This window comes from Limnochorda sp. L945t, assembly GCF_035593305.1.
Taxonomy (GTDB): Bacteria; Bacillota; Limnochordia; order Limnochordales; family Geochordaceae; genus Carboxydichorda; species Carboxydichorda subterranea.
The window spans coordinates 1,349,188-1,369,299 of sequence record NZ_CP141615.1 but is presented as its reverse complement, the minus strand read 5'-3'; the positions used below and the strand labels follow the sequence as shown (position 1 = coordinate 1,369,299).

The window sequence follows — 20,112 nt, the reverse complement described above, 5'->3', positions numbered from 1 at the left end:
CGTCCACGACCCTTCGCCCTGAGGCCGCCGGCGTCAGCGCCGGCCCTTGCCGAACACCCTCTCCACCGCCAGGAGCGCCTCGACCAGTGCGTCGATGTCCGCCTCCGTGTTGTACACGTAAAAGCTGGCCCGGACCGTCGCAGGCACGTCCAGCCAGCGCATGAGCGGCTGCGCGCAGTGGTGGCCCGCCCGCACGGCCACGCCTTCGTGGTCGAGGATCGTGGCCACGTCGTGGGGATGCACGCCGTCGACGTTGAAGGCGACCAGCCCCCCGCGCCTGTCGTCGAGCGGCCCGTAGATCCGGATGTTGCGAAGCTCCTGCAGCCGCCGCACCGCATAGCGGGCGAGGGTCGCCTCGTGGGCATGCACGTTGGCCATGCCGAGCGACTCCAGGTACTCGACGGCGGCGCCCAGGCCGACCGCCTGGGCGATGGGCGGGGTGCCCGCCTCGAACTTGTAGGGGACGTCGTTCCAGGTCGCATGGTCGAGCTCGACTTCGCGGATCATCTCGCCCCCGCCGAAGACGGGCTCCATCCGCTCCAGGAGCTCGATCCTGCCCCACAGCACGCCGATCCCCGTCGGCCCGAGCATCTTGTGGCCCGAAAAGGCCAGGAGGTCGCAGCCGAGGGCCTGCACGTCCACGGGCATGTGGGGTACGCTCTGCGCCCCGTCGACGAGGATGACGGCACCTGCCTCGTGGGCCATGGCCGCCAGCTCCGCCACCGGGTTGACGGTGCCCAGCACATTGGACTGGTGCGTCACCGCGACGATGCGGACCTTGCCGCCGGCCAGGATCTCCCGCACGCTGTCGAGGTCGAGCGTGCCGTCCTCCAAGAGACGAGCGTAGCGCAGCCGGGCGCCGCTCGCGCGGGCGACCAGCTGCCACGGCACGAGGTTGGAGTGGTGCTCCATGACCGTCAGGAGCACCTCGTCGCCCTCCCGCAGCAGCATCTGCCCGAGGCTGCGCGCCGCCACGTTGATCGCCTCGGTCGTGCTGCGCACGAAGACCACGCTCTCGGGCTGAGGCGCCCCGATGAACCGGGCCACCGCCCGGCGTGCCTGTTCGTACGCGTCGGTGGCCCGAGCGGCCAGCGTATGGACGGCCCGGTGCACGTTGGCGTTGTCGTGCAGGTAGAAGCGGCGCTCTGCCTCGACGACCGGCAACGGTTTGTGCGAGGTCGCGGCCGAATCGAGATAGACCAGCGGCCGGCCGCTGGACGCCGTCTGGTCGAGTACCGGGAAGTCGTCCCGGCACGTGGCGATGGTCCGCACCTGCGGCTGTCAGACTCCTTCCAGCTTGGCGGCCACCAGCTTGCGAATCCGGGACCGGATGGCCTCCAGCGGGATCCGGTCCAGGACCGGCTGCAGGAAGCCTTCGACGATGAGCCGGGTCGCCACCTTCTCGGGAAGGCCCCGGCTCATCAAGTAAAACAGCTGCTCCCGATCGACCTGCCCGACCGTGGCCGCGTGCCCTGCCTGGCGGACCTCGCTCTCCTCCACCAGCACGCTGGGGTTGGCGTCCGCGCGAGCAGCCTTGCTGAGCACCAGGATGTTGCCTCGCTGGTAGGAGCTTGCCTCACGAGCCCCCCGGTAGATGTGGGAAACGGCGCGGTAAACGCCCCGGGCGCTCCCGGCCAAGACGCCGCGCGCCACGATGTCGGACTCGCTGTGGGTGCCCCGGTGCTCCATGTCGTTGCGCAGATCCAGGTGCTGGTCGCCGTCGCCGAAGAAGACGAGGACGCTGTGCGAACGGCTGCCCGGTGCCTGCAGGGAGGTCGCGAACTCCCCCCGGGTCAACCGGCATCCGAACTCTCCCAGCACCCACTCGACCTGCGCGTCGCGCTCGGTCACGGCCTGGCGATGGACGAAGCCCAGGACGTGCCGCCCCATCGTCTGCAGCGAGACGTAGTCGATGCGGGAAGCCGCGCCCGCCGCGATCTCGACGCCGCCCACTACCAGGGGGGCGAGCCCCGCGTACGGGGTGCCGTTCGCCTCCGGCGTGCCGGGCGCCTCGGGAGCTGCGTCGGGAGAGACCCACGACTCGACCAGCTGGAGGCGGGATTCCGGCCCGGTGACGATGAGCGTGTGGGGCAGCGTGAGAAGCCTGCCCGGATCGGCCCAATACACGACGTGGACGGGCCGGTCTTCCAGCTGAACGCCTTGCGGCACCCACAAGAGCGTGCCGGCGTCCCATCCGAAGCCTTGCCATGCCTGGAACTTGCCTTGCGCGGCGGTCAGAGCAGCGGTCATGAAGTGCCGCTGGACCAGCTCCGGCATCTCGGCGAGGGCCTCGGCCATACTGAGCAGCCGTATCCCCCGGCGCTGCCAGTCGTGGCTTATCCGGCGCACGGTCCGCACCGGCTCGGACGGATCCGAGGGAAGGAGGTGGGCGAGGACCGCCCCTTGCTCTTCCGCCTCTTCCAGGGCCTCCGCCACCGGCACCGGGAGGCGCTCCACGCCCAGGGCGCTCCTCGCCTGGGATAGCGGCCGGCCCTGCAGCTCCACGGGGGGCGCGGGGGGCGGCGCTACCTCCATGGCCCTGCGAAGGGCCGCCAGGTAGGCGCCGAAGTCGATGGCCGAGATATCCGTCCGATCCCACTTGGGCCAGTCCGTCGCCTCGAAGCGCTCCAGTGCGTCGATCCGGCGTCCGGCCATCCACGCCGGCTCCTGGCGGCGGCTGCTGTACCGCTCGACGACCGAGCGGTCGATGCGGGCGGTGTCGGTTTGAACGTGCACGCGAAGAGCCTCCTCATCGAGCGCCGCGCTGGGCGGCGACCTCCTGGCGGATCCAGTCGTAGCCCTTTTGCTCGAGGAGCTCCGCCAGCTCCTTGCCGCCCGACCGGACGATCTGGCCGTCGACCATCACGTGCACCACGTCGGGCACGATGTACCGCAAGATCCGCTGGTAGTGGGTGATGACCAGCGCTCCGAAATCGGGCCCCCGCAGGCTGTTGACGGCTCGGGCGACGACCTTGATGGCGTCGATGTCGAGCCCCGAGTCCGTCTCGTCGAGCACCGCGATCTTGGGCCGGAGCATGGCCATCTGCAGCATCTCGTTGCGCTTCTTCTCGCCGCCGGAAAACCCTTCGTTGAGGTAGCGCGCGGCAAACGACCGGTCCATCTCCAGCAGCTGCATCTTCTCCTGCAGGAGCTTCTGGAACTGGGCGATGGGCATGTCTTTTCCGGTCAGCGCGCCGTGCACCGAATTGACGGCCGTGCGCAGGAAGTTGGCCACCGTGACGCCCTGTACCTCAGCCGGATACTGGAACGCCAGGAAGAGTCCCCGCCGGGCTCGTTCGTCCGGCGACATGGACAGGACGTCTTCTCCGTCCAGCAGCACCTGCCCGCGCTCCACGCTGTAACGGGGGTGGCCCATCAGGGCGAAGGCCAGGGTGGTCTTGCCCGACCCGTTGGGGCCCATGAGCCCATGGATTTCCCCCGACCGAATGGTCAAATCGAGCCCTTTCACGATGGGCTTGCCGTCTACGCTTACATGCAGATCCTGGATGCGCAGTTCGTGCTGCGCCGTTTGCTCCGTGCTCGCCATCCGCAACCCGGGCCCCCTCGTCGCTGAGAAATGAGGGCGCTGCGAACGCGCCCCTACCGCCATCGCAGTATACCATACCTGCAATTAACCTGCTTAACTATCGCGAAGGATAGGGGAGCCGGCCGGTACGGCGAAGAAGGTTCCCCCCTGCGAGCTCCGGGGCGAGAGGCAGGGACCCAGGGGGAGAGGGGTGTCCGGCGGTGGAAGAGTCGGAGGCCCGCACGGTGCTCGAGACGGATCTCGACCGGCTGTTCAAGCTACAGCTGCTCGACGGAGCCATCCGGGCGGCGAGAGAGGCGTTGCAGGAGCACCCGCACCGAAAGGAGGCCGAGTCCCTACGATCGCAGCTCGAAGCGCTCGAGCGGGCCGACGTGGACACCCACGAGAGCATCAAGTCGCTCCGGCGGACCGTCCGCAGCGCCGAGCTGGAGTTGAAGTCGGCCGAGGACGAGGCGCGGCAGATCGAGGCGAGGCTTTACTCGGGGGCGGTGGCCAACCCCAAGGAACTCGAGTCCTTGCAGCAGCGCCTGGAGACGTTTCGCACGCGCATCGACCGCCTGCAGGAGACCGTCATCTCCCGCATGATCGAGCTGGAAGAGACCGAAAAGCGCGGCCAGGCCCTCCGGGGGGAACGGCAGGCAACGGGCGAGCGGCTGCAGGAGGCGAGCAGCCGGTGGGAGGCGACCCGGCAGGCCCTCGAGCGCGAACTCGCAAGGCTGGAGCAAGAACGCGCCGATCTGGCGAGCCGTGTCACCGATCCCACGTACCTTTCCCGCTACGAACGGCTGGCCAGCGCCAAGGGCGGGCATGCCATCGCGGTCGTGCAGGACGACCGGTGCGGCGGTTGCGGCGTACCCCTGTCCAACTACTACCGGATCGAGACGCGCCGCAAGGGACGCATGATGCTGTGCGAAGTGTGCGGGCGCATCCTGTACTGGCCGCCGCCGGGCGGCACGGGCAAGGCGCAGGTATTCGCGGATAGGGCTTGAAGCAACCGGGATAGCACGGTAGAATAAACGCCGGCCAGTGGGCCGGGAGGCCGCGAGCCGCAGCCCGGATGGCCGGGCCGGCTCGAGGAAAGTCCGGACTCCATAGGGCAGGGTGCCGGGTAACGCCCGGCGGGGGCGACCCCAGGGAAAGTGCCACAGAAACATACCGCCGGCCACGGTCCCTCGAGCAAGGGCGGAGCGAGCCGGCAAGGGTGAAATGGTGAGGTAAGAGCTCACCGGCGGCCAGGTAACTGGTCGGCCGGGTAAACCCCACCCGGAGCAAGACCGAGTAGGAGGGGCCAGGAGGTGGCCCGCCTCGATGCCCCTCGGGTTGGTCGCTGGAGACGGGCGGTAACGCTCGTCCTAGAGGGATGGCCTCCCTCGACAGAATCCGGCTTACAGGTCCACTGGCTATCGTCGTTGCAGGTGCCTGAGTCCCTGCCGATCGGATGCGTAGCGGAGCGGAGAGTGCCTGGGTTTCCCGCCACGGCCTGACGGAGCAGGGACGTTTGGGGGGCGGCCGACGAGGTCGCCCCCCGTTATCCATCCTGGCCCATCAGCTTGGCGTCGATGACCACGGCGTCGTGCTCGCGCACGAAGACCGGGTTGAGGTCCATCTGGCCGAACTCGCGCCCCATCTCCTCGACCCACCGGCTGACGGCCACGACCAGACGAACGAGGGCTTCCCGGCTCACCTTGCGCCCCCGGAACCCTTCGAAAAGCGCTCGGGCCCGCAACTCGTCCAGCATGGCGCCGACTTCGGCCTCGTCGACGGGCAGTCGCCGGAACGCGACATCCTGGTAAAGCTCTGCATACACCCCGCCGACGCCGACCATCGCACATGGCCCGAAGACCGGATCCCGGAAGAAGCCGACGATGGCCTCCACGCCCGGGCGTTCCACGGGCTCGACGAGCAGGAGCTCCCCCGCGAACCGTTCTCGAAGATCCGACGCAACGGCCTGGAGCTCCGAGGCATCCTTCACCCCGACGAAGACCGCCCGAGCCTCGGTCTTGTGCAAAAGAGCGCGCGACGACACCTTCACCACGACCGGGAAGGGAAAGGGGAAGGAGGAGGGCACGGGATCCGCAGGGGCGAGGAGCACGGACGGTGGCACCTGGACGCCCAGGCGCCGGAGGGCAGCCTTCACCTCGTGTTCGGCCATCAGGAGGCGGGGCTGTGGGACGGGGGAAACCCGCGCCATGGTGCTCATCGCGTGCCTCCTATTCGAGCAAGATCGCGCGCCCGCCGGGCCCGGGCCGCGAGCTGGGGATACCGCAAGACGGCGGCCAGCGCGCGTACCGCACGCCAGAGCGAGGGGTAGGCCGGCACTCCCATGCCCACCAGCGCCCGGAAAGGCGCCTGGGTGTCCTTGGGCCCGATGAGAGCGGCGACGACCGGCTTGCCGTAACGAGCCGCCTGCCGGGCGATCGCCTCCAGCACGCCGTCGTCCATGTGGGGCAACTGGAGCACGACGCTGGCCAGCACGGCGTCGACGCCCGCGTCCTCCAGCACCGCCTGGAGCGCCGCCTCGTACATGGGCGGTGACGCCTCGCCCGTCAGGTCGACGGGGTTGGCGGAGCTTGCGAACGTGGGGATTATCTCTTTCAAGCGCAAACGCGTGCCCTCGGAGAGCTGCGCCATCGACAGCCCCACGCCGCGCGTCGTCGATTCGATGTAGTCGGTCAGCATGACCCCCTGGCCCCCGGCGCACGTCAGCACGGCCACCCGGGTCGAGCTCAGGGGAGAGCGGCGTACCAAGGAGAGCGCCAGGCAGGTGTCGACCAGCTCCAGGTCGTCGAAAACCCTCCAGACGCCGTACTGGCGCAGCACGCCGTCGACGACCCGATCGGGGCCGGCCATGGATCCGGTGTGCAGGGAGGCCGCCCGCGCGCCCGTCGCGGTCCGCCCGGCCTTCAAGAGTACGACCGGGGTCTCGCCGGCCACCTCGCGGCATGCCTCCACGAAGGCAGGCCCGTTGCCGAAGCTCTCCAGGTAGAGACCGATCACAGACGTGCCGCTACCGGGACGGGCCAGCTCCCGTACCAGCTCCGCCTCCCCGATGTCCAGCCGGTTACCGAGCCCGACGAAGCACGAGATGCCGGCCCCCATGGCCGCTGCCGTGGCGACCAGGGTGACGCCGACGGCGCCGCTTTGGGAGAGCAGGGCGATGGAGCCGGGCCCCGGCCGGTCGAGCCGATCATCGGGGAGGAAAAAGGTGTCGAGTGCGTAAGCGGGGTTGATAACTCCGAGCGTGTTGGGCCCGAGCAGGCGAGTGGACGAACCCCGGATGGCCGCTTTCATGCGGGCTTCGAGCTTTCGGCCCTCCGGTCCGGTCTCGCCGAACCCGCCGGCGATGGGGATGACGACCCCGACGCCGCAAGCGACGCACTCCTCGACGAGCTCCGGCACGGTGGCAGCGGGCGTCGCCAGCACGGCCAGCTCGACGGGCTCCGGGAGCGACCGGATGGACGGCCAGACGCTCTGATCGAGGATACGAGTAGCGGAGGGATGGACGGGATAGACTCGGGCGCGGCTCTTGAGCAGGTGCCGGAAGATGATGTGGCCAATCTTGCTGGGGTTGGGCGACGCGCCCACGACGGCGATGGTACGAGGCGACAACAGCTGGTGGATGAGCAACCTGTCCGACCCCCTCTCCGACTCGGGGGGCGAGCGGGTGCCTCGGCTTGGGACCCGCCGGCGAAACGGGTGGACGCCGGTTCCCATGAGCCATTTTAGCGGGAGCCCTCACGGCTGCCAATGGGGAGCGTGACCGGGATGCATGTCATTTCTTCTACCGTGAGCAGCGTAGACGACGCCATCCTTTCCAAAGTGGCCGACACGGTCCGGGTCCTGGCCGTGGACGCCATCGAGGCGGCCCGTTCCGGCCACCCCGGCTTGCCGCTCGGGTGCGCCGAGATCGGGGCCGTGCTGTTCGGGGAGTGGCTGCGCCACGATCCGGCTTGGCCGGCCTGGCCGGATCGGGATCGCTTCGTCCTGTCGGCGGGCCATGGCTCGATGCTGCTGTACAGCCTGCTCCACCTCAGCGGGTACGCGCTCGGCCTCGAGGAGCTCCGGAGGTTCCGCCAGCTCCATTCGCTCACTCCGGGGCATCCCGAGTACGGGCTCACGCCGGGGGTGGAGACGACCACGGGCCCGCTCGGACAGGGCTTCGGCAACGCGGTCGGGATGGCCCTCGTGGAGGCGATGCTGGCCCGGCGGTTCAACCGGCCAGGCCTCGCCGTGGTGGACCACCGGACCTGGGTGCTGGCCGGCGACGGAGACCTCATGGAGGGCGTCTCGTCGGAGGCGGCTTCCCTGGCCGGGCACCTGCGCCTGGGCAAGCTCATCGTCATCTACGACCAAAACCGCATCTCCATCGAGGGGACGACGGAGCTCGCCTTCACCGAGGACGTGGCCAAGCGCTTCGAGGCGTACGGGTGGCACGTGGCCGCCGTCGACGGGCACGACCTCGGGGCGCTTCGAGCGGCCATACGGTGGGCCGTATCGGATGTCTCGGCGCCCAAGCTCATCGTGGCGCGCACCCACATCGCCTACAAGAGCGAGAAGCAAGACCAGGCGGAGGCGCACGGGGCACCGCTGGGGCGCGAGGCCGTCGCGGCACTGAAACGCCGGCTGGGCTGGGACCCGGATCGCGCCTTCGAGGTGCCCGCGGAGGTCTACCGCTACTTCGACGAACGGCGCAAGGCCTGGAGAAAGCAAGCGGAGACCTGGCAGCGCCTGTGGGAGCAGTGGTCGGCCAGCCACCCTGAGCTGCGCCGGCAATGGGACGAGGCCTGGTCGCTGGAGGTGCCGGAGGATCTGGTCGAAGCCTTGCCCGCCTTCGTCGAGCAAAAGCCCGTCTCGACCCGGGTCGCCGGCGGCAAAGTCCTCAACGCCGTGGCCGAGCGCCTGCCTTACCTCGTGGGGGGATCGGCGGATCTTGCCCCCTCCACCCGGACGTACCTCGACGGAAAGGGCTCCGTGCAGGCCGGGCAGTTCGAAGGGCGCAACCTGCACTTCGGGGTGCGGGAGCACGCGATGGGTGCCATCCTCAACGGGATGGCGCTGCACGGCGGGGTACGCCCGTTCGGCAGCACGTTCCTCGTCTTCTCGGATTATATGCGGCCGCCCATCCGCCTCGCGGCCATGATGCGGCTACCGGTGCTGTTCGTCTTCACCCACGATTCGGTCTGGGTAGGAGAGGACGGCCCGACCCACCAGCCGGTGGAGCACCTGGACGCCTTGAGGGCCATCCCGCAACTCGAGGTGTGGCGGCCGGCAGACGCCCGCGAGACGGCGGCGGCGTACCTGGCGGCCATCGAGCGGCGCGATGGGCCGAGTGCCCTCGTGCTGACGCGCCAGGACGTGCCGGTGCTCCCCCTCGAGGGGCCCGACGGAGCGACCCGGCAGCGACAAGGGGTGAAAGAGGGCGCCTACGTGCTGTGGGAGGCAGGCGGCGGGCCCGTCGACGTCACGCTGGTCGCCACCGGCAGCGAGGTCTCCCTGGCCCTGGATGCGGCCCGATCGGCGCAAGCCGAAGGGATCCGGGCCCGGGTGGTTTCCGTACCCTGCCGGGAACGCTTCATCGCGATGCCGCCCGAAAGGCGGGAGCGCCTGCTGGCAGCGCCCGCGCCTCGCGTGATCGTGGAGGCCGGGGTGCGCGCCGGGTGGGGCTGGCTGGCGGGCCCTGCCGGGCGGTTCGTCGGGGTCGAACGGTTCGGGTTGAGCGCTCCGGCTGCCCAGGCGGCCCAGGAGGTCGGCCTTACGAAAGAGCGCGTCCTGGCCGCCGTCCGGGAGGCAGCGGGAAAGCAGGCGGGGTAACGAGCGCGGGTCAAGGAGGCCTCGGAGCCTCCCCGGCGGGTGGTCATACCCAGACGGGCCGCAGGAAGACGGCATCCCCGGCGCGCCGGGCCCGCAAGGCGAACGGGAACAAGCCGTAAGCCAGGCACAGCCCCACGTCCCACGCCGGAAGGTAGGGAAGCTCCCCCCGCAGGATCCCGCCGACCCGGGGCCCGGCGGCCAGGCCGGCCAGCCGGTGCGGCGACCATTCGGCTCCCCGCAAGAGGGTTTCGAGCGCCTCGGCGCACATCTCGTCCTCTTCCGCCGGCACGTCGCCCAAGACGCCCATGGCCACGAGCGTGACCACGTCGGGGCGAAGCTTGCGAATGGCGGAGGCGGTAGCCGGCGCGTTTACGAAGGAGGCGGCGAAGACGTGGCGAGCGCGAGTCGCCAGGGTCACCCCCTGCGTTCCCGAGCTCGTGCGCTGGATGAAAGGGCGCCCGCGCAGCGACCGGCCCCGGGCGACTGCCCTCAACAGCTCTCCCGGCGAATTGCCGAAGTCGAAACCCGGCAGCGGCCACCCGCCCGCCTCCCCCGAGAGCACCGCCTGCGGGTGGCGCTCCCTCAGGGCCAGGGCCTGATCTCGGTGCGCGACGGCCACCAGGGGCCGGGCCCCCAGGGCGGCGGCATAGGCTGCCACTGAAAAGGCGCGCAGGACGTCGATGATGACCACGACTCCCTCGGCGCTCCGGGCTCCTTCCAGGAGACGGGCCCGGCGGATCTCCACGGCACTCGCCACGCTCCCATCCGGCGGCCGCATCTCACGGGCGGCATTATATCACGCGGCCAGGGATGGGCCGGAAATTAGCGAATGATTGTGAATGCCAGAACGGAGGTGAGGTCCCCGGTGAGCACGCTGTCGGCTCGCCCTTTGCGCGTCCGAAAGGCTGCGGTCATCGGAGCGGGGGTCATGGGCGCCCAGATTGCCGGCTGGCTGGCCAGCCTGGGCATTCCTTGCGAACTGCTGGACCTGGCGGTCGAGGGTCCGGACCGGAGCCGGCTCGCCCGGGAGGGCGTTCGCAGGCTCGGCCAGATGCGCCCACCCGCGCTCGCCACGGCCAGCGCAGCCCAACGCATCCGGCCGGGCAACGTGGATGACGACCTCGGCCGCCTGCGTGACGTGGATCTGGTCATCGAGGCCATCGTGGAGGACCTGGGGGCGAAGCAGGCTCTGTGGGCCAGGGTGGAACCTTACGTCGCTCCCCACGCGGTCGTCGCCAGCAACACGTCCGGGCTCTCCGTCGCCGAGCAGGTGGCGGGGCGGTCGGAGGGCTTCCGGCGGCGGTTCATGGGCCTGCATTTCTTCAATCCGCCGCGCTACCTGCCCCTGGTCGAGGTGATCGCCACGGCCGACACCGATCCGGAGCGGGTCGAGCAGGTCGTGGAATGGTTGCGCCGCTTCCTCGGCAAGCGGCCCGTCCTGGCGAAAGATACACCCAACTTCATCGGCAACCGTGTCGGCATCTTCGCACTGCAGGTAGCCTTTCGAGCGATGCAGGAGTGGGGTCTGTCCGTGGAGGAGGTCGATCTCGTGACGGGGCCCGTGATGGGCCGTCCCAAGAGCGCCACCTTCCGCACCCTGGATCTGGTGGGGCTCGACACGTACCTCCATGTCCTCCGGACGGGGCGTTCCCGCACGGACGATCCCGACGAGCGGGCGTTGCTCCAGCCCCCGCCCGTGGTGGAGGCCATGGTCCGCCGGGGATTGCTCGGAGAGAAGGCAGGCGCCGGGTTTTACCGGCGATCCGGGAAAGGCGACGGGCGGGCCATCGAGGTACTGGACTGGGAGAGCCTGGAGTACCGGCCGCGGCGGGAGGCCCGCTTCGATTCCGTCGACCGGGCGATGGCGGCGCCGCCCGGCGAGCGGCTGAGGGTGTTGCTCTCCGGCGACGACCCGGCGTCCCGGTTCGCCTGGGCGGTACTGGGGCCCGTGCTGCGCTTTTGCGCCGCGAAGCTTCCTGAGATCGCTTACACCGCCGCGGACGTGGATGCGGCCATGCGGGACGGCTTTTCATGGGAGCAGGGGCCCTTCGAGGTATGGGATCGGCTGGGCGTCGTCCAGCTGGCCGGCAGGCTCGAGTCGGAGGGGAAGAGCCTGCCCCCGCTGGTGAAGCAGCTCCTGGCGTCGCCAGCGCCGGCCTTCTACCGGTCCGGCGGCCGCGAAGTGCTCGACGGCCAGGGCCGCCACGTCGAGGTGAAGAGGGTACGCGAGCACCTGCGGCTCGCAGCGCTCGAGGCCGCCGGAGCCCGGGTCCGGACGGGCCCGAGCGCGACGTTGTGGGACCTGGGTGACGACGTGGCCGCCCTGGAGATGCACCCCCCGAAGGCGGCCATCGACGACGCCTTGATCGAGGCGGCCGAGCAAGCGCTGTCGGAGCTCGGGAGCCGGTGGCGGGGGTTGGTCGTGTTCAACGACGGGCCGGACTTCTCGGTGGGCGCCAACCTGTTCGCCTTGCTGGTGGGCGCCCGGTCGGGACAGTGGGATCAGGTCGAACGGGCGGTGGCCCGCTTCCAGCGGCTCAACATGGCCATCAAGTACGCGCCTTCGCCGGTGGTCGTCGCCGTCGCGGGCCGGACGCTCGGCGGCGGCGCGGAGATGGTGCTCCACGCCCCGGCCGTGGTGGCGGCTGTCGAGAGTTACATCGGCCTCGTCGAAACGGGGGTCGGCCTCATCCCCGCCGGGGGAGGGACCAAAGAGGCCCTGGTACGCACCCTGGCGCGCCTTCCCGAGGGAAAGGCCTTCGATCCGCAGCCGCTGGTGGCGTGGCTGTTCGAGGTGATCGCCCAGGCCACGGTCTCGACGAGCGCCTACCACGCGCGCGAGCTGGGGTGGCTGCGAGCCTGCGACGACGTGATCGCGGACCGGGCGGCCTTGCTGTTCCACGCGAAGCAAAGGGCGCTGCGTATGGAAGAGGCCGCCTACACGCCCGCGGTGCCGGCCCCCATTGCCGCACCGGGCCGGGACGTGCGCGCGGCGCTCGTGGCCGGGGCCCTCGATGCCCGGCGCGCCAACCGCATCAGCGATCACGACGTGCAGATCGCCCGCCGGCTCGCCCACGTCATGTGCGGAGGGGACGTGCCCGCCGGCACGCCCCTCACCGAGCAGGCCCTGCTCGACCTCGAGCGGGAGGCCTTCCTCTGGCTGTTGGGCCAGGAGAAGACGCAGCAGCGGATCGAGCACGTGCTGACCACCGGGCGCCCGCTTCGCAACTGAAACGGGCTTGCCGCGACAGAGAGGAGGACGACGGCCATGATGGATGCGGTGATCGTCTCAGCCGTGCGCACGCCGGTGGCAAAGGCGCGGCGAGGAGCCCTCAAGGACATGCGGGCCGACGAACTGGCGGCCCTGGTCATCCGGGAAGCGGTGCAGCGGGTACCCGGGCTGGATCCTGCCGAGGTCGACGACGTGATCCTGGGATGCGCGATGCCCGAAGCGGATCAGGGCCTCAACGTCGCCCGCATCGCTGCCATCCGGGCGGGTCTGCCGGTCAGCGTGCCGGCGATGACCGTCAACCGGTTTTGCTCATCGGGGCTGCAGTCCATCGCCATGGCGGCGGAACGGATCATGACCGGGGCTGCCGACGTCGTCGTGGCGGGCGGAGTCGAGAGCATGAGCCGGGTCCCCATGACCGGCTTCAAGTTCTCGCCCAACCCGTACCTCGTCGAGCATTACCCCGAGGTGTACATGGCCATGGGGCACACGGCGGAGGAAGTCGCCCGCCGTTACGGCGTGTCCCGGGAGGACCAGGACGCCTACGCGCTCCGCAGCCACCAGCGGGCGGCCCGGGCCATCGACGCGGGCGCCTTCCGCGACGAAACGGTACCGGTGCCGCTGGGGGACGGCGCCCGCTTCGAGGTGGACGAGGGCGTTCGCCGGGATACGTCCATGGAGGCTCTGGCAGCGCTGAAGCCGGCGTTTTCCGAAGGGGGGACGGTGACGGCCGGCAACTCGAGCCAGATGAGCGACGGGGCAGCCGCCGTCGTCGTCATGTCGTCCCGGCGGGCGGAGGCGCTCGGGCTCGAGCCGCTCGGGATCTTCCGGGGGTTCGCCGTGGCAGGGGTGCCGCCGGAGATCATGGGGATCGGCCCGGTGGAGGCCGTGCCGAAGCTGTTGAGACGCCTGGGCCTGCGCCTGGACGAGATCGGGCTCGTCGAGCTCAACGAGGCGTTTGCCGCCCAGACCGTGGCGGTCATCCGGCAGCTCGGGATGGACGAGGAACGGGTCAACGTCAACGGCGGTGCCATTGCCCTCGGGCATCCGCTGGGCGCGACCGGCGCCAAGCTGACGGCCACGCTCCTGTACGAGATGGCCCGGCGCCGGGTGCGATGGGGGCTGGTGACGATGTGCGTGGGCGGGGGCATGGGGGCAGCCGGGCTGTTCGAAGCCGCTTGAAGGGAGAGAGGGAGGGTGGGTCTGGAGCACGGCTTCTTCCAGGGGGCCGGCTTCCTGGTCAGCGACCCGGCCCCGGAGGAGGGAGAGGGCACGCCCATCCAGACGCCGGAGCAGGCGAGGGCTGAGGTGGCCCCCATCGCAGAGGTGGCGCGCCGGTTCGCCGATCAGGAAGTCGTGCCGGCCATGCGAGCGCATCCCGAGCACGACCCGGCCGTCCTGCGGGGGTTGCTCCGCCGAGCTGGCGAGCTGGGCCTTCTGGGCGTGGAGGTGGAAGAGGCGTACGGTGGCTCGGGGCTGGGGAGCGTGTTCGCCGCCGCGGTGACCGAGGAGATCGCCCGAACGGGGGACTTCGCCGTGACGTTCGGGGCGCACTCGGGGATCGGGACGCTCCCCCTGGCGATCTTCGGCACGCCGGAGCAAAAGGCGCGCTACCTGCCGTCGCTGGTGAGCGGCGAGCGAGTGGCGGCGTACGCGCTCACCGAGCCGATGGCGGGGTCCGACGCGCTGTCGGGGAAAAGCCGCGCCACCCCGGTGGACGGGGGCTTCGTGCTCGAGGGCCAAAAGCAGTGGATCACCAATGCCGGGTTCGCCGACCTCATGGTGGTCTACGCCAAGGTCAACGGGGAGCAGTTCACCGCGTTCCTGGTAGAGACGGCGAGCCCCGGCCTGAGCCTGGGGCCGGAGGAGGACAAGCTCGGCATCCGGGGCTCCTCGACCCGGGCCGTCTACCTCGACGGGGTCCGGGTGCCGGCGGAAAACGTGCTGGGCGAGATCGGGCGGGGCCACGTCATCGCGTTCGGCGTGCTCAATGTGGGGCGCTTCAAGCTCGCGGCGGGCTCGCTCGGCTCGGGCAAGGCGGCCCTGGAGGTGGCCACCGCCTATGCCGAGCAACGGCGGCAATTCGGGCGGCCCATCGCGGAGTTCGGCCTGGTGGGAGAGAAGCTGGCGGAGATGGCGGCCCGGCTCTACACGCTGGAGAGCATGGTCTACCGGACGGCAGGCCTGATGGAGGCGCGCCGGGCCGCTCTCGGCGACCCCCGCCGGGCGGTGGCCGAGGTGGCGGTGGAGTGCAGCATCAACAAGGTGTACGGGAGCGAGACCCTGGACTTCGTCGTGGACGAGGCGCTGCAGATCCACGGCGGCTACGGGTTCATGAACGAGTACCCGGTCTCCCGGATGTACCGTGATGCCCGCATCAACCGTATTTTCGAGGGAACCAACGAGATCAACCGCCTGCTGATCCCGGACGCGATGATGCGGAGGGCGCTGAAAGGAGGCGTGCCGCTGTTCGCCGCCATGGCCGAGGCCCGGCAGTCCGTCGACCAGGGGGCGGAAGCGGCCGAGCGGGGGGCTGGGGTCGACGGGGTGTGGCTGCCCTCGCCGGCGTGGATGCGGGCGCTCAGGCAGGCCGTGCTGTACGTGGCGTCGGTCGTGGTGGAGATGCACGGCACGGCCCTGGAGAGCGAGCAGGAAAAGCTGGAGCGCCTTGCCGACCTGGCCATTGCCCTCTACGCCGCCCAAGGCGTGTGGATGCGTGCCCGTCTGGCCGCGGCCGGGGTATCCTCGGGGCGGGCGGGCCCGGAGCTCCACCGGGTGGCCGCAAGCCTGGTGATCGAACAAGCGGCCCGGCAGGTGGAGGCGGCGGCGCAGGATCTGCTCTCACGCGAACAGCTCGGGCGGTTGCGCGCGCTGCTCGACCGGCCCCAGGTTTCCCCGATCGCGCTTCGCCGGGCGCTGGCGCAAGCGGTGCGGGCAGCCGGGGGCTACCCCTTCGAGGGGTAGCCCCCGGCCCCCGGACGGGGGTGTCACCGGGCCTTTTCGTCGGCGCTGCGCTCGCGCGCCATCTGCTCCTTGCCGGCCTCGATGAGGCGGCGCACCATCTGCCCGCCGATCTTGCCGGCCTCCCTGACGGACAGCTCGTCGGGATCCTGCAGGTCGTCCTCCAGGCCCAGCTCGCGGGCCACTTCGTGCTTGAGCTCCTCCTTGCCCGAGGCCGGCCCTTGCGCGGCCGTCTCGTCTTGGGTATCTTTGGGACGGCGCCAGCGGTAGCGCCGGGCGGGCGTTTGCGGTGTTTCGGTCATGGCCGGAAGCTCGCCTCCCCGGTGCTTAACATGCGCCGGTACCCGAGGCCGAATGCGAGGTCGACCCCGCGGGGCAGGCCCTGACGGTCAGCAGTTGCAGGAGAAGGAGCCAGATCGATGAAGCGCATCGCAGTGCTCACCAGCGGCGGAGACGCTCCCGGGATGAATGCCGCGATCCGTTCGGTCGTACGCGTGGCTGCCGCCCACGGCGTGGAGACCATGGGAGTGCAGCAAGGCTACGCGGGCCTCATCGCCGGCGCTTTCACGCCCATGACCGTGCGCAGCGTGGGCGGCATCATCGGGATGGGCGGCACGGTGCTGGGCAGCGCGCGCTGCCCCGAGTTCCGGACCGAGCAGGGGCGCCGGCAGGCCATCGCGCAGATGCAGGCCCACGGTATCGAGGGCCTGGTGGTCATCGGGGGCGGGGGCTCCCAGACCGGCAACCTCATGTTGCACCGGATGGGCTTCCCCGTGGCGGGGGTCGCTTCCACCATCGACAACGACCTCTACGGCTTCGATCAGACTCTGGGCGTCGACACGGCGCTCAACACCGCCCTCGAGTCGCTGGACCGGATCCGTTCGACCGCTTCGTCCCACCACCGGGCCTTCCTGGTCGAGGTCATGGGCCGGGACTGCGGGTACCTCGCCCTCATGACGGCCATCGCCGGCGGTGCCGAGCAGGTGGTCGTGCCGGAGGTCGAGACCAATCCGGACGAGGTGGCCCGGGAGCTCCGCCAGGCGTACGAGCGGGGCAAGTCGCACGCCATCGTGGTGGTGGCCGAGGGAGCCCGGTACAACGCCGAGCGGATGGCGGCCCACTTCCGCGAGCATCTCGACCAGCTCGGGTTCGAGCTGCGGGTCACGGTGCTGGGCCACGTGCAGCGAGGCGGGACGCCCACGGCCTTCGACCGCATGCTCGGGACCCTCTCGGGGGCCATGGCCGTCGAGCTGCTGCTCAGCGGCCGCTACGGGTACATCGCCGGCTGGCTGGCAGGGAAGGTGCAGGCGTTGCCTCTCGAAGAAGTGGTCGGCCACAAGCGGGAGCTCGACCCGAAAGTGCTGCAGCTTGCCGAGGTGCTGGCGCAGTGACGGTGCAGGGCGAGTCCGGGTGCGTCTTTTGCCGCATCGCCCGCGGCGAGGCGCCGGCCAGCATGGTGCTCGAGGACGACGGTAGCGGCGTCGTCGCCTTCATGGACATCGCGCCGGCCAGCAGGGGGCACCTGCTGGTGGTGCCGGTGCGCCACGCCGTCACGCTCTGGGATCTCACGGAGGAAGAGGCGGCGGCAATCTTCCGGGTAGCCCGGCGGATCGCCGGGGCCATGCGGGAGACACTCGGCTTCGACGGCCTCAACGTGCTGCAGTCCAACGGAGCGGCAGCAGGGCAGGTGGTCTTCCACTTCCACCTGCACTTGATCCCGCGCTACGCGGGGGGAGAGGGTCTGGCCTTCCGGCTGCGCCCGCCCACCTATACGGCTCCCGAGCGGCTCGAGCTCGATGCGGTGGCCGACCGGCTCCGCCGGGCGCTCGAGGCATCCAGCACCGCTTCATAGACCCGCTCGTACTCCTCCACCATCCGGTCCACGGTAAAACGCGACTCGACCCACCGCCGGCAGGCCGCCCGATCGATACGGTCGATGGCCCTGGCAGCCTGTTGTGCTTCTTCCAGCGTGTGCACCACGTAGCCCGTCTCCCCGTGACGCACCACCTCCCCCACGGCACCCAGATCCATGCCGATGACCGGCGTGCCGCACGCCTGAGCTTCCACCAGCGCGAGCCCGAACGGCTCCGGGACCGTGCACAGGTGGACGAGGGCCCGCGCCCCGCCCAGGAACCGGTCGCGCTCTTCGGGGCCCAGGTGCCCCACGTATTCGATCCGGCGACCGTCGAGGTGCGGGCGGATCTCTCCTTCGAAGAAGTCGCGTTCGTCGGGCGGGATGAGCGCGGCCATCTTCAACGGGATCCCGGTCCTCCGGGCGAGTTCCACCGCCAGGTGCGCGCCCTTCTTCGGGGACATCCGCCCGAGGAACGCCAGGTACCCCTCGGAGCGCGACGAGTAGGTGAACTGGCGCAAATCGACGCCGTTGTACACCGTGGCCACGTAGCGGAGCTCGGGAAGGCCGTCTCGTTCGGCGTTGCTGATGGAGACGTACGGCAGGTGGGCGAAGCGGCGGTAGATCAGGTGGGTCGAGGGTTCGAGCAGCGCCGATCCGTGCAAGGTGGTGACGACGGGCGTGTCCACGAGCGGCGAGAAGGCGAGGGGATGGGCGTTGAAGTGGTTGTGCAGGAGCTCGAACGCCTCCTCCCTGGCCAGGCGTAACGCCTCCGCCATGTGGAGCAACTCGTACGACTTGGCGTCCAGCCGGGGATCTTCCCCCAACGGGCGGGGACACACCGCCACCAGCCGGGCGGCCGTCTCGCTGTCGGCCGTCGCAAAGAGCGTCACCTCGTGGCCCCGCCGGGTGAGCCCTTCGGCCAGGTGAGAGACGACCTGCTCCCACGGCCCGTAGCGACGGGGCGGGGTACGCCACGCGATGGGGCCCAACAGACCGATCCGCAAGGGTACCGGCAGCCTCCTCCCCCGGCAGTGTATCCCCGAAAGGAGCTCCCGCGCGAAGCCGGCCTTGCTCCTGGCAGCGGCGGGGGCTCATCCCCGCAGAGCCGAGCCTTTTCGTGAAATTTCGTGGGGTTGGCAGAAGGAGTTGAGGAAGCGGCGCCGAAACAGGTGGGCGCGGAGTGGGGGAAAGTGGCGCGGAGTGGAGGACCCCGCCAAGCGGCCGGGCAGGGGCTCCTGCGGCCCACGTCGCGTCACGCCCCCACAAAGCATCTCTGAAGCCGGCTCCACGCTCTCGGATGGGACCTCGACGCCGTGGCATTCATGGGGGAGTACCAGCACCAGCTGGACGAGAAGGGGCGGCTCATCATCCCGGCTCGCTTCCGGGAGGAACTGGGCAGCCCGTTCATCGCCACGCGCGGGCTCGACCGCTGTCTGTTCGCCTTTCCGGCCCGGGAGTGGAGCGCGGTGGAGGAGAAGCTCCGGACGCTGCCGCTCACCCAGAGCGACGCCCGGGCTTTCGTGAGGATGCTGCTCGCCGGCGCATCTCCGGTCGAGATCGACCGTGCGGGGCGAGCCTTGATCCCCCCGCACTTGCGCCAGTACGCAGGCCTCGCCCCGCAACGGGAGGTCGCGGTGCTGGGGGTCGGGAGCCGGGTGGAGATATGGGATCTGCAGGGGTGGCAAGATTACGCCAGCCGGGCCCAGAGCAGCTTCGAAGCCATCGCCGAGAAGATCGTGGGGCTCGGCTTGTAGGCGTGGTGGACAGGTTGGAGTGGGAGCACCGGCCCGTGATGGTCCGGGAGGTGATCCGCTGGCTCGAGCCCCGGCCGGGCGGCCTCTACGTGGATGCGACCGTCGGAGGCGGAGGCCATGCCCGCGCGCTACTCGAGGCGGCCGGTGGCCAGGCCCGTCTCATCGGATTGGACCGGGATCCGGAAGCGCTCGAGGTGGCCGCCAGGAATCTCGAGGCATGGAGCGACCGCGTCGCTTTATTGCACGCGGATTTTTCTGAACTCGGGGCGAAACTTCGGGAAATCCATGCCGGCGCAGTCGATGGCGTCATCTTCGATCTGGGCGTGTCGACCCACCAACTGGAAGATCCGAGGCGGGGCTTCACGTACCAGGTACCCGACGCTCCTCTCGACATGCGGATGGATCCGCGGCTGGCGGTCACGGCGGCCGACCTTCTCCAGCGACTGGACGTGCGCGAACTGGCCGATCTCTTCCGCCGTTACGGCGAAGAGCGCTGGGCTTCTCGTATCGCCCGGTTCGTGGTGGAGCAAAGGGCGCGGCGCGCCATCCGAACGGCGGGCGAGCTCGTGGAGTGCATCAAGGCGGCCGTTCCGGCCTCTGCTCGCAGGAAAGGGGGACATCCCGCCCGGCGCGTCTTCCAGGCGCTTCGCATCGCGGTCAACGCCGAGCTGGAGCAACTGGAGCGGGCGCTGCCCCAGGCCCTCGAGGCTTTGAAGCCTGGCGGACGGGTGGTGGTCATCAGCTTTCACTCGCTCGAGGATCGCCTGGTCAAACAGGCGTGGGTGCGAGCCGCGCGGGAAGGGCAGCCGGTTCGGGTCCGGATCCTGACGTCCCGTCCCGAGCGGCCAGGTCCGCAAGAGGTGGCCCAAAACCCCCGGGCCCGGAGTGCCCGGCTACGGGCGGCCGAAAGGGTACTGGCCTCGGAAGGGAATGCATAGAGGTGGCAATGGCAAGC

At 70.1% G+C, this 20,112-nt stretch carries 17 protein-coding genes and 1 other RNA gene; 10 read left to right on the top strand and 8 right to left on the bottom strand.

Features of this window, described 5'->3' with window-relative positions; all coding sequences use genetic code 11:
- Window positions 1-33 precede the first annotated feature (33 nt).
- The 3 genes from U7230_RS06460 to sufC are packed head-to-tail and all read right to left on the bottom strand — an operon-like array spanning window position 34 to window position 3,547.
- Window positions 34-1,272: a cysteine desulfurase gene (locus U7230_RS06460; protein WP_324717910.1), complete on the bottom strand. Its 1,239-nt coding sequence runs from the start codon at window positions 1,270-1,272 to the stop codon at window positions 34-36.
- A gap of 9 nt (window positions 1,273-1,281) precedes the next feature.
- Window positions 1,282-2,736 (bottom strand): SufB/SufD family protein, encoded by a 1,455-nt coding sequence (locus U7230_RS06455; protein ID WP_324717909.1) that lies wholly within the window; start codon window positions 2,734-2,736, stop codon window positions 1,282-1,284.
- 13 nt (window positions 2,737-2,749) lie between these two features.
- Window positions 2,750-3,547 carry a Fe-S cluster assembly ATPase SufC gene (gene sufC, locus U7230_RS06450; RefSeq protein ID WP_324717908.1) on the bottom strand — a complete coding sequence of 266 codons (798 nt, stop codon included), beginning with the start codon at window positions 3,545-3,547 and terminating at the stop codon, window positions 2,750-2,752.
- A 200-nt stretch (window positions 3,548-3,747) separates the two neighbouring features.
- Between sufC and U7230_RS06445 the strand changes: the two genes are divergently transcribed.
- Together U7230_RS06445 and rnpB are read left to right on the top strand one after the other, a co-directional pair.
- On the top strand, window positions 3,748-4,536 hold the full coding sequence (locus tag U7230_RS06445; protein WP_324717907.1) for a zinc ribbon domain-containing protein: 789 nt from the start codon (window positions 3,748-3,750) through the stop codon (window positions 4,534-4,536).
- A gap of 34 nt (window positions 4,537-4,570) precedes the next feature.
- An RNA gene (rnpB, locus tag U7230_RS06440) (RNase P RNA component class A) lies at window positions 4,571-4,951 on the top strand.
- A gap of 124 nt (window positions 4,952-5,075) precedes the next feature.
- On the opposite strand, the gene U7230_RS06435 is transcribed toward rnpB, so the two are convergent.
- Together U7230_RS06435 and U7230_RS06430 are read right to left on the bottom strand one after the other, a co-directional pair.
- Window positions 5,076-5,747 carry an acetate--CoA ligase family protein gene (locus U7230_RS06435; RefSeq protein WP_324717906.1) on the bottom strand — a complete coding sequence of 224 codons (672 nt, stop codon included), beginning with the start codon at window positions 5,745-5,747 and terminating at the stop codon, window positions 5,076-5,078.
- Window positions 5,744-7,174: an acetate--CoA ligase family protein gene (locus U7230_RS06430; protein ID WP_324717905.1), complete on the bottom strand. Its 1,431-nt coding sequence runs from the start codon at window positions 7,172-7,174 to the stop codon at window positions 5,744-5,746. The genes U7230_RS06435 and U7230_RS06430 overlap by 4 nt, the downstream gene beginning before the upstream one ends.
- A gap of 138 nt (window positions 7,175-7,312) precedes the next feature.
- Here U7230_RS06430 and tkt point away from each other — a divergent pair, with 138 nt between their 5' ends.
- On the top strand, window positions 7,313-9,358 hold the full coding sequence (gene tkt, locus U7230_RS06425; protein ID WP_324717904.1) for a transketolase: 2,046 nt from the start codon (window positions 7,313-7,315) through the stop codon (window positions 9,356-9,358).
- Window positions 9,359-9,401: 43 nt separating this feature from the next.
- Here the strand turns inward: tkt and U7230_RS06420 are convergent, their stop codons facing one another.
- Window positions 9,402-10,115 carry a 2-phosphosulfolactate phosphatase gene (locus U7230_RS06420; RefSeq protein WP_324717903.1) on the bottom strand — a complete coding sequence of 238 codons (714 nt, stop codon included), beginning with the start codon at window positions 10,113-10,115 and terminating at the stop codon, window positions 9,402-9,404.
- Between the two features lie 108 nt (window positions 10,116-10,223).
- Between U7230_RS06420 and U7230_RS06415 the strand changes: the two genes are divergently transcribed.
- Genes U7230_RS06415 through U7230_RS06405 form a run of 3 tightly spaced genes read left to right on the top strand, consistent with a single transcriptional unit; the run spans window position 10,224 to window position 15,551 of the window.
- Window positions 10,224-12,590 carry a 3-hydroxyacyl-CoA dehydrogenase/enoyl-CoA hydratase family protein gene (locus tag U7230_RS06415; RefSeq protein WP_324717902.1) on the top strand — a complete coding sequence of 789 codons (2,367 nt, stop codon included), beginning with the start codon at window positions 10,224-10,226 and terminating at the stop codon, window positions 12,588-12,590.
- A 36-nt stretch (window positions 12,591-12,626) separates the two neighbouring features.
- A complete protein-coding gene (locus tag U7230_RS06410; protein WP_324717901.1) occupies window positions 12,627-13,769 on the top strand; it encodes an acetyl-CoA C-acyltransferase in 1,143 nt (380 codons plus the stop codon).
- Between the two features lie 15 nt (window positions 13,770-13,784).
- Entirely contained in the window at window positions 13,785-15,551 is a 1,767-nt protein-coding gene (locus tag U7230_RS06405; protein WP_324717900.1) for an acyl-CoA dehydrogenase FadE, read from the top strand.
- Between the two features lie 23 nt (window positions 15,552-15,574).
- Here the strand turns inward: U7230_RS06405 and U7230_RS06400 are convergent, their stop codons facing one another.
- Complete coding sequence (locus U7230_RS06400; protein WP_324717899.1) at window positions 15,575-15,850, bottom strand: alpha/beta-type small acid-soluble spore protein; 276 nt, start codon at window positions 15,848-15,850, stop codon at window positions 15,575-15,577.
- Window positions 15,851-15,967: 117 nt separating this feature from the next.
- On the opposite strand from U7230_RS06400, the gene pfkA reads away from it, so the two are divergent.
- Together pfkA and U7230_RS06390 are read left to right on the top strand one after the other, a co-directional pair.
- Entirely contained in the window at window positions 15,968-16,939 is a 972-nt protein-coding gene (gene pfkA, locus U7230_RS06395) for a 6-phosphofructokinase (protein WP_324717898.1), read from the top strand.
- Window positions 16,936-17,400 (top strand): HIT family protein, encoded by a 465-nt coding sequence (locus tag U7230_RS06390; protein WP_324717897.1) that lies wholly within the window; start codon window positions 16,936-16,938, stop codon window positions 17,398-17,400. Before pfkA ends, U7230_RS06390 begins: the two co-directional genes overlap by 4 nt.
- Here U7230_RS06390 and U7230_RS06385 read toward each other — a convergent pair.
- A complete protein-coding gene (locus U7230_RS06385; RefSeq protein ID WP_324717896.1) occupies window positions 17,316-18,407 on the bottom strand; it encodes a glycosyltransferase family 4 protein in 1,092 nt (363 codons plus the stop codon). The two genes, U7230_RS06390 and U7230_RS06385, sit on opposite strands and share 85 nt — an antisense overlap.
- Window positions 18,408-18,725: 318 nt before the next feature.
- Between U7230_RS06385 and mraZ the strand changes: the two genes are divergently transcribed.
- Window positions 18,726-19,157, top strand: coding sequence for a division/cell wall cluster transcriptional repressor MraZ (gene mraZ, locus U7230_RS06380; protein WP_324718200.1), 432 nt, complete (start codon window positions 18,726-18,728; stop codon window positions 19,155-19,157).
- A 2-nt stretch (window positions 19,158-19,159) separates the two neighbouring features.
- A complete protein-coding gene (gene rsmH / locus U7230_RS06375; RefSeq protein WP_324717895.1) occupies window positions 19,160-20,095 on the top strand; it encodes a 16S rRNA (cytosine(1402)-N(4))-methyltransferase RsmH in 936 nt (311 codons plus the stop codon).
- The last annotated feature ends 17 nt before the right edge of the window (window positions 20,096-20,112 follow it).